The organism is Myxococcus vastator, assembly GCF_010894475.1.
Classification (GTDB): domain Bacteria; phylum Myxococcota; class Myxococcia; order Myxococcales; family Myxococcaceae; genus Myxococcus; species Myxococcus vastator.
Map to the genome: position 1 here is coordinate 1 of NZ_JAAIYB010000363.1, position 8,761 is coordinate 8,761.

Here is an 8,761-nt window from a genome sequence, read left to right on the forward strand (position 1 = left end):
CGCCTACGGGGGTGGGCGCTCCTCCCGTGTTTTTTCCACGCCGCCCTGCCCGCGCCTCAGTGCGCGTCCGCCCAGCTGCGCCCCGCGCCCACGTCCACCTTGAGCGGCACCTTCAGCTCGGCCACCGAGGACATGGCCTTCACCGCCAGCGCCTTCACCTGCTCCACCTCCGCGTCGGGCGCCTCGAAGAGGAGTTCGTCGTGGACCTGCAGCAGCATCCGCGTGCGCAGCTTCTGGGCCGTCAACGCCGCGTCCACCGCCAGCATGGCCTTCTTGATGAGGTCCGCGGCGGTGCCCTGGATGGGCATGTTGATGGCGGCGCGCTCGGCGGCCTGCGCCACGCCGCGATTCTTGGAGTTCAGGTCCGCCATGTAGCGGCGGCGGCCGTAGAGCGTCTCCACGTAGCCCGTCTTGCGCGCGCGCTCCACCGTCTCTTCCAGGTAGCGCTTGATGCCCGCGTAGCGCGTGAAATAGCGCTCGATGATGTCGCGGGCCACGTCCTGGGCGATGCCGAGCCGCGCGGCCAGGCCGTGCGGTGACAGGCCGTAGGCGATGCCGAAGTTCACCATCTTCGCGACGCGCCGCTGCTCGCGGTCCACCTGCTCCCGGGCCACGCCGAACACCTCGGCCGCGGTGCGGGTGTGGATGTCCTCGTCATGGAGGAAGGCCTCGATGAGCACCGCGTCTTGCGCGATGTGCGCCAGCAGCCGCAGCTCCACCTGGCTGTAGTCCGCGCTCACCAGCTGGTGGCCCTCCGCGGCCACGAAGGCGCGGCGAATCTCCCGGCCCAGCTCGGTGCGCACGGGGATGTTCTGGAGGTTCGGGTCGGTGGAGGACAGGCGCCCGGTGGCGGTGGCCGCCTGGTGGTAGGTGGTGTGGATGCGCCCGTCCGCCGCCACCAGCGTGGGCAGCGTGTCCAGGTAGGTGCTCTTCAGCTTGGACAGGCTGCGGTATTCAATGATGGCGCCCGGCAGCGGGTGCTCCTCGGACAGCTTCTCCAGCACCTCCTGGTCCGCGGAGGGGCCCGTCTTGCCCTTCTTGATGATGGGCAGCTTCAGCTCGTTGAAGAGCACGTCGACCAGCTGCGGGTTGGAGCCGATGTTGAACTCGCGGCCCGCGTGCCGGTAGACCTCCTTCACCTGCGCCTCGACGGCGGCGTCCACCTTCACGGAGGTGCGCGACAGCTCGGCGGTGTCCAGCAGCACGCCCCAACGCTCCATCTGCGCCAGCAGCGGCAGCAGCGGCAGCTCCATGTCCCGGGCCAGCTCCGCCAGCTTCGCCGCCTCCAGCTCCTTCCACAGCTCGGGGGCCAGCCGGCGCGCGGCCTCGGCGCGGATGGCGAAGCCGGTGGCCACCTCCTCCACCGTGTGGTCCGCCAGCGCGCGGTCCTTCTTCCCGCGCTTGCCCTCCGCGGCCGGCGGCAGGAGCGGAAGCTCCGTGTTCAGCCGCTCGCGCGACAGATCCACCAGCGCGTGCTCGCGGCGGGACGGGTTGAGCAGGTAGCTGAGCAGCTCCACGTCGTCGTGCGCGCCGTGCAGGGTGATGCCGTCGTTGGCCAGCGTCAGGCTGAGCGCCTTGAGGTCGTGCCCGCCCTTCTTCACCGCCGCGTCCTCCAGCACTCCGCGGAAGGCCGCGGTGAAGGCCTCCGGGCGCACCTGGGTGACGCCGAGCTGCGCGTGCCGCAGCGGCACATACGCCGTCTGTCCGTCCGGCAGCGCCACGCCCAGGCCCAACAGCTTCGCGGCGAAGGGGGAGCCCTCGTAGGCGGGAATCAGGGTGACGGCGCCCGCTTCACGCACGGCGCCGGCCAACCGCATGAGCTCCGCGTCCTCGCCCACCAGCCGCGGCGTCACCGTCAGCGGCGCGGGCTTCTCCTTCGCTTCCTCGGGCGCCCCGGCGACACCGTCCTGCTGGGGCAGCTCCTTGAGGAGGGCGAAGAACTCCAGCTCGGTGAACAGCTCGCGCGAGCGCTGCGCGTCCACCGGCCTGCGGGCCAGGTCCGCCATGCGCACGTCCAGCGCCAGGTCCGTCTTGAAGGTGACGAGCACCTTGGCGCGCAGGAGGCTCTCGCGGTGCGAGGCGATGTTCTCCCGAATCTTCGGCTTCTTCACCTCGTCCAGGCGCGAGAGCAGCGTCTCCACGTCACCGAACTGCTGGATGAGCTCGGTGGCCGTCTTCGGGCCGATGCCCGGCACCTTGGGGACGTTGTCCACCGCGTCGCCGATGAGGGCCAGGTAGTCCCGCATCTGCCCCGGCTCGATGCCCAGCCGCGCCTTCACGTCCGCGGGCAGCGTGTGCACGTCCTTCATCGGGTCATACAGCCGCACGTCGTCGTCGACAATCTGCACGAAGTCCTTGTCGCCGGTGACGACCTGGACGCAGAAGCCCTCCGCCTTCGCCTTCACGGCCAGGGTGCCGATGACGTCGTCGGCTTCCCAGCCGGCCACCTCCAGCACGGGCACGTTGATGGCTTCCACCACGCGGCGGATGAGGGCGAACTGAGGAACGAGGTCCTCCGGGGGCCCCTCGCGGTTCGCCTTGTAGGAAGGGTCAATCTTCTGGCGCTCGGTGCGGCTCTCCTTGTCGAAGGCGAGCGCCACGTGCGTGGGCTTCAGCTCGCGCAGGGCCTTGAGCACCATGCGCGTGAAGCCCAGCACCGCGTTGGTCTGCACGCCCTTGCTCGTCGTGAGCGGGGGGATGGCGTGGTAGGCGCGGAAGATGAAGCCGGACGCGTCGATGAGGACCAGGGTGGGCGCGGGGCGCGAAGGGCTGGTGTCGGCCATGCCCCCGTGCCTAGCGCGCCCGCCCGGCCCTGTCCACGGCGCGTGCTACTTGCAGCCCATCTCCGCCTGCTTCGCGATGACCATCTCCTCCACGCCGTCGCCCTTGACGGCGTAGTCCAGCGCCACCGCCATGTCGCCGCAGGCCTCCGCGGCACGGAAGGCCTCCAGGGCCCGCGAGGAGCAGAAGGCCGCGGCCTTGTTCAGGTTCGGATTGCCCGCGTAGAAGCTGAAGCCCAGCTTCCACACGCGGCAGGCGCGGCGGCGGTCCTCGCGGTCGGCCCATTGCTTGCCGCGCAGGTACGACTTCTCCGCGATGTCCTGGAGGATGTTGCGCCGGTAGAAGGACGGCTTGGACTCGGCCAGCTCCATCATCACCGCCTTGTCCATGGCCAGCGCCTCGCGGAAGGGCTCCGCGGCCTTCTCCGGGTCCTCGGCGGCCAGGAAGCTCTGGCCCGCCTTGAAGAGCTGATCCACGGTGGACATGACCTTCATCAGCTCGTCCGCCTCGGCGTGGTACTGCGCGGACTCGTAGTTGGCGCGCAACTTCTGCATGGTGGCCAGCGCCTCGCTGCCCCGGCCACCCCAGTAGTCCAGGAGCGCGGCCTGCATCAGCTTGTTGGGGAAGCGCTTCTTCGCCGCCTCCATGACGAAGGTGCGTGGGTCCACGACCCGCTCGTCTCCAGCCAGCACCTCAGCCACCGGGCACTCCCAGGGCGCCGCGTTGGCATCCACCTTCTCGCGCGCGATGAGGAACTTCACGAACAGGGAATCCTTGGGCCGCCACTCGTCGCGGCGCAGCCGGCCCACCAGCTTCAGCGTGAAGCCCAGCGGCGGCTGCAGATCCTCGCGCGTCTTCGACTGGCACCACACCGACATGTACACCTCGCACCGGGACACGGCGGCGCTCCACTGCGAGTTGCCCAGGTATCGCTTGCAGTCATCCAGCGCGCGCTTCGTCACCGACTCGGCGGCCTCGCGGGCCTTGGAGCGGGCGCGGCGGAAGTACTCGCTCTCCTTCTGGATCTTCCGGAACGACTCCAGGGCCTCTTCCGGCTTGAGGCGCTGCAAGAGCCGCTCGCCCTGCGAGTAGTGCTCGAAGGACTCCTGCTCCAGCTTGATGCGCCGGATGAGCGTGTTCGCTTCCGCGTGGATGGGGTCCAGGTCCAGCGCCTGGGTGCAGATCTCGCTGGCCTTCTCCCAGTTGGGGGCGCCCAGCTCGCTGGACGCGTAGGAGCGGCACTCGCTCAGCAGCTCCTGGATCTTCTGCGTCGGATCCATCTGCGCGCCCGCGCCCGGCCCCTGAACATCCACGGGCGTGGGGTTCAGGATGGACGACACCATGCCCACCATCAGCAGCATGCCCACCAACCCCGCCGCCACCATGATGAGCTTCTTGCGCCTGGCGGCGGGATCCTCGTCCGCGCCCCCACGCGCCGCGCCCGCCGCGCCCCGGCGCACGGGCGCCGCGGACGGTTCGGGCTCGAAGGACATCTCCACCACGCCGAACTGGAGCTGATCCCCCGGCTCAAGCGGTACCGGCGTCTGGTCCAACGGCTCGCCGTTGAGCAGCGTCCCGTTGGCGCTGCCCAGGTCCCGCACCGTCACGCCCGCGCTGGTCGCTTCCAGCTCCGCGTGGCGGCGGCTCACCGAGTCGTCATCCAGCATGATGCCGGCGGGCGGCTGCCGCCCGACGAGCACCTTGCCCTTGAGCGGATAGGTCTGGCCGGCCCACGGACCAACCATGCCGCGAAGCACCGGGCCCCCCGCCGGCGGCGGCCGTGCGCCGCCACCCGGGGCGGGACGTGCCGGACGCGCGGGCCGCTTCGCCAGCGCGGCGCCGGGCTCGCCCTTCGCCGCGCCCGGGCCCTTCTTGATGCTGGGCATGGCCCGGGTGGCGCGTGCACCGCCGCCCTCGCCGCCCACCGGCATGGCCTCATCGCCTCCCGCCGCGGGCTTCGCCGCGCGGCGGGCACCCGAGCCCCGCGCGGCGGCCGCCTTGAGCCGCAGCACGTAGTCCCCGAGGAGGACCTCCGACTGCGGCGTCAGGGCCGTGGGCGCCATGATGCGTTGGCCGTCCACGAAGGTGCCGTTGGCGCTGCCCACGTCCTCGATGAAGACGGTGCCGCCTTCGTCGAAGACGCGCGCATGCGTCCGCGACACGCCCCCTTCGGTGATGAGGATGTCACTGCCCTGCTGGCGGCCAATCTTCAGCTCGCCCGCGATGGCGAATTCGTTCTCAGTGCCGTCAGGGTGACGGACGACCAGGGTGGCCATGGGCGCGTCAGTCCTCGCGGAAGATGCTCATGTTGACGGGGATGCCCTTACGCTGCAGCTCGTCGTAGAACTTCGGCACGAAGCCCGAAGCGACGTAGCGGCCACGGACCTTGTGGTCCTCCGTGAAGCCATCCTGTTTGAAATAGAAGATGTCCTGGAGGGTCACGATGTCGACCTCCATGCCGGACACTTCCGTGATGTAGCAGATCTTCCGCGTACCGTCGGAGAAGCGCGTCTGCTGCACGATCATGTGCACCGCGCTGGCGATCTGCTCACGGATGGCCTTCACCGGCAGGTCCATGCCGGACATGAGCACCATCGTCTCCAACCGGGCGATGGCGTCACGCGGCGTATTCGCATGGAGCGTGGTGAGCGAACCGTCGTGGCCGGTGTTCATGGCCTGGAGCATGTCCAGCGTCTCACCGGAGCGGCACTCGCCCACGACGATGCGGTCGGGCCGCATGCGCAGGCAGTTCTTCACCAGCTCGCGGATGGTGATGGCGCCCTTGCCTTCCAGGTTGGGCGGCCGGCTCTCCAGCTGCACCCAGTGGTCCTGCGGCAGCTGCAGCTCGGCGGCGTCCTCCACGGTGACGATGCGCTCCTCCTCCGGGATGAAGGAGCTGATGATGTTCAGCGTCGTCGTCTTGCCGGAGCCGGTGCCGCCGGAGATGACGATGTTGCGCCGGGCCTTCACGCACATCTCCAGGAACTCGGCCATCTGCGCCGTGACCGTCTTGTACTTGATGAGGTCCGAGATCTTCAGCGAGTCCTTCTTGAACTTGCGGATGGTGATGCAGGGACCCTTCAGCGCCAGCGGCGGGATGATGGCGTTGACGCGGCTGCCATCCTTGAGGCGCGCGTCCACCAGCGGGCTGGACTCGTCGATGCGGCGGCCGATGGGCGCCACGATGCGCTCGATGACACCGAGCACCGCCTGGTTGGAGGAGAACGTCTTCTCCGACAGGGTCAGCTTGCCCTTGCGCTCGATGTAGATCTGGTTCGCGTGGTTCACCATGATCTCACTGATGTCATCCGACGCGAGGAACGCCTCCAGAGGCCCGAGCCCCAGCGCCTCGTTGATGACGTCGGTGAGCAGCTCCTCGCGGTCCACGTCCTCCGGAAGCTCTCCGTCCGCCTCCATCTGGTCGATGATGTCGCGGATGGCCTTCTCGGTGCGGCGCCACAGCTCGTCGTCGCCGAGCCGGTCCATGTCCATGCGGCGCAGATCGAGGTACTCGATGAGCCGGTCGTGGATCTCCTTCTGGAGTCGGGTGTAGCGCTCCTGGCGCGGGTCCACCTTGCGCTTGTTCTTCGCCAGGGCGGACGCCAGCGACGCCGGCATGCCCTTGGGCGCGGGCGCGGGAGGCGGCTCTTCTTCCTCCTCATAGGGCTCTTCTTCTTCTTCGTAAGCCCCTTCCTCGTCCTCGTAGGGCTCCTCGCCCTGCTCGTCGTAGTACTCCTCTTCGGGCTGACCCGCCCGGGTCATCACCGGGCCGTCGTCCGCGAGCGCCTCGACGTTGAGGATGTAGTCGCCGATGTAGACCTGGTCGGTCGGCTTGAGAACCTGGGGCGCGGCAATCTTCTTGCCGTTCACGAACGTGCCATTCGTGGACTTCATGTCCACGATGATGAACTTCCCGTCCTTGGCGACGATTCGCGAGTGGTACTTGGAGACGTTGCCCTTCGCGAGGATGATGTCATTGCCCGGCAGACGGCCGATGGTGACTTCATTCTTGTGATACTCGCGCTGCTCGGTCCCGCCGCCCTTTTCCGCGAGGGTGATGAGAAACATGGGGACGGATGCTAGCAAGCCCCCCCTCGTCCTCAAAGCGTGAGAACCGGGTTGCATGCCTGCCCGCAAGGCGACGGGCCGGCAACCGCCCCCGGAAGGGAAGAAGCCGGCCCGTGCCGTGGGCCCCAAGGGCCGGTCTCAGGCGGCGCCCGGGGCGCCCACCTCAGTCGAAGATGTTGAAGTTCACCTCGGACCGGGCCTGCTTGTAGCGGCTCTTCACGTCCTCGATGATGGTCCGGACCTTGTCGGAGTCCGGGTTGACGATGCGCGGGGTGACGAAGATGACCAGCTCGCGCTTGGTGGAGTCGAAGCCGCGGCTCTTGAAGAGCTCACCGATGATGGGGATGTGACCCAGGCCGGGGAGCTTCGACACGGACTTCTGCTCGTCGTGGCTGAACACGCCGGACAGGACGATGGTCTCACCGTGGCGCACGGTGACGTTCGTCTTCACCTTGCGGGTCCGGAAGCCGGGGATGGAGGCCGAACCACCGAAGGACACCGCGACGGAGGTGTCGATTTCGGAGGCCTCCGCTTCGATCTCCGTCTGGATGTTGCCGTTGCGGTCCGCGGTGGGGCGCAGGTTCAGGATGACGCCGTACTTCTTGAACTCCACCGTGAACTGGTTGTTCGTGATGAGCGGGATGGGGACCTCGCCGCCGGCGAGGAACTCCGCCTTCTCACCGCTGGCGCACACCAGCTTGGGCTGCGCGAGCAGGCGGCCGTAGCCGTCGTTGCCCTGGAAGCCGAAGGAGAAGTCCGCGCCCGCGTTGAGCGCGAGCGTGGACACGCCCGAGCCGAAGGTGCCCGGGAAGAGCTCCTGGGAGATGTTGGCGATGGCCGTCGCCGTGCCGGTGATGTCGGTCGGGTAGCGGATGCCGTACCGGTCCCGGCTGTTGCGGCGGATCTCGACGAACTGGACCTCGGAGAGGATCATCCGCTTGATGCCGACGACGAGGAGGTTCTCCACCTTCTCACCAATGGCCTTGGTGATGAGCTCCGCCTTCTGGAGGTCCTGCTGGCTCTCCACGGAGCCCTCCAGGAAGATGGTGGCGCCCACCACGTTGGCCTGGACGTTCTTCAGGCCCGCCTTCTGGAAGGCCGCGTTGAGGTTCTGGGCCACCAGCTTCTTGGCGTTGGGGGCGATCTTCACGAACGACTTCACGTTCGGGTAGAGGCCCACCACCTGCTCGATGCGGTCGGCGTCCTGCGTGGTGTAGGCCTGACCATCCAGGTAGATGCGATCACCCACCATGCGGACGGAGACGCCTTCAATCTCCCCCAGCAGGCGCCGGATCTCGGAGATGACCTCGTTGGGGTCCTGCTTGCGCACCGCCACCAGGTAGCTCACGCGCTGGCCCGAGGACTTCCAGACGAGCAGCGTCGTCTTGCCTTCCGCCTGACCGGTGATGAGCAGCTGGCCGGAGCCGAGCGTCTTCACCTCGGCGACGCTCGGATCACCGAGCGCCACGCGGCTGAGGCCCGGAATGGTGATCACCTTCTGGGAACCCACGCCGAGGCTGACGGTGGTGCCATCCTGCGCCAGGGCGCTGCCGCCCGCCACCAGTGCGATGAGGGCGCCTAGCGCCGCGGCATGCGTGATGCGTGTGAACATCGTCCGTGTCCCCTCTTCTCTTCCAGAAGTCCGAGCTAACCCAACGTTCCGTGCTGCCACCACAGCGCCCAAACGGTGCCGAGCGCGATGGCTACTCCATAGGGGATGTGGCGCTGGGGCGCCGGCTGCGCGTCCGCGCTGGCCAAACGCACCCGCACCGCCCACCGGCGCACCACTGCCGCCAGCGTGTCCCAAACCGCGCCTTGCCAGAGCAGTGTCACCACCGCCTGAAGCGCTCCCACCAGTGAGATGAAGGCCGCGGCCGCGAGCACCGCCGGGAAGCCCAGCACGGCTCCGACC

The 8,761-nt window shown here is 68.4% G+C and carries 5 protein-coding genes; all 5 read right to left on the reverse strand.

The genetic code is table 11. The features are described 5' to 3' along the window. Positions 1–56 precede the first annotated feature (56 nt). Positions 57–2,783 carry a DNA polymerase I gene (polA, locus tag G4D87_RS28155; protein ID WP_163785799.1) on the reverse strand — a complete coding sequence of 909 codons (2,727 nt, stop codon included), beginning with the start codon at positions 2,781–2,783 and terminating at the stop codon, positions 57–59. A 45-nt stretch (positions 2,784–2,828) separates the two neighbouring features. Next, positions 2,829–5,057, reverse strand: a complete 2,229-nt coding sequence (locus G4D87_RS28160) for an FHA domain-containing protein (protein ID WP_163785801.1) — start codon at positions 5,055–5,057, stop codon at positions 2,829–2,831. A gap of 7 nt (positions 5,058–5,064) precedes the next feature. Further along, positions 5,065–6,849: a TadA family conjugal transfer-associated ATPase gene (locus tag G4D87_RS28165; protein ID WP_163785804.1), complete on the reverse strand. Its 1,785-nt coding sequence runs from the start codon at positions 6,847–6,849 to the stop codon at positions 5,065–5,067. Between the two features lie 163 nt (positions 6,850–7,012). After that, entirely contained in the window at positions 7,013–8,461 is a 1,449-nt protein-coding gene (locus G4D87_RS28170) for a type II and III secretion system protein family protein (RefSeq protein ID WP_163785805.1), read from the reverse strand. Between the two features lie 35 nt (positions 8,462–8,496). Continuing rightward, a partial coding sequence (locus G4D87_RS28175) for an A24 family peptidase (protein WP_504112693.1) occupies positions 8,497–8,761 on the reverse strand: 265 nt, incomplete at its 5' end.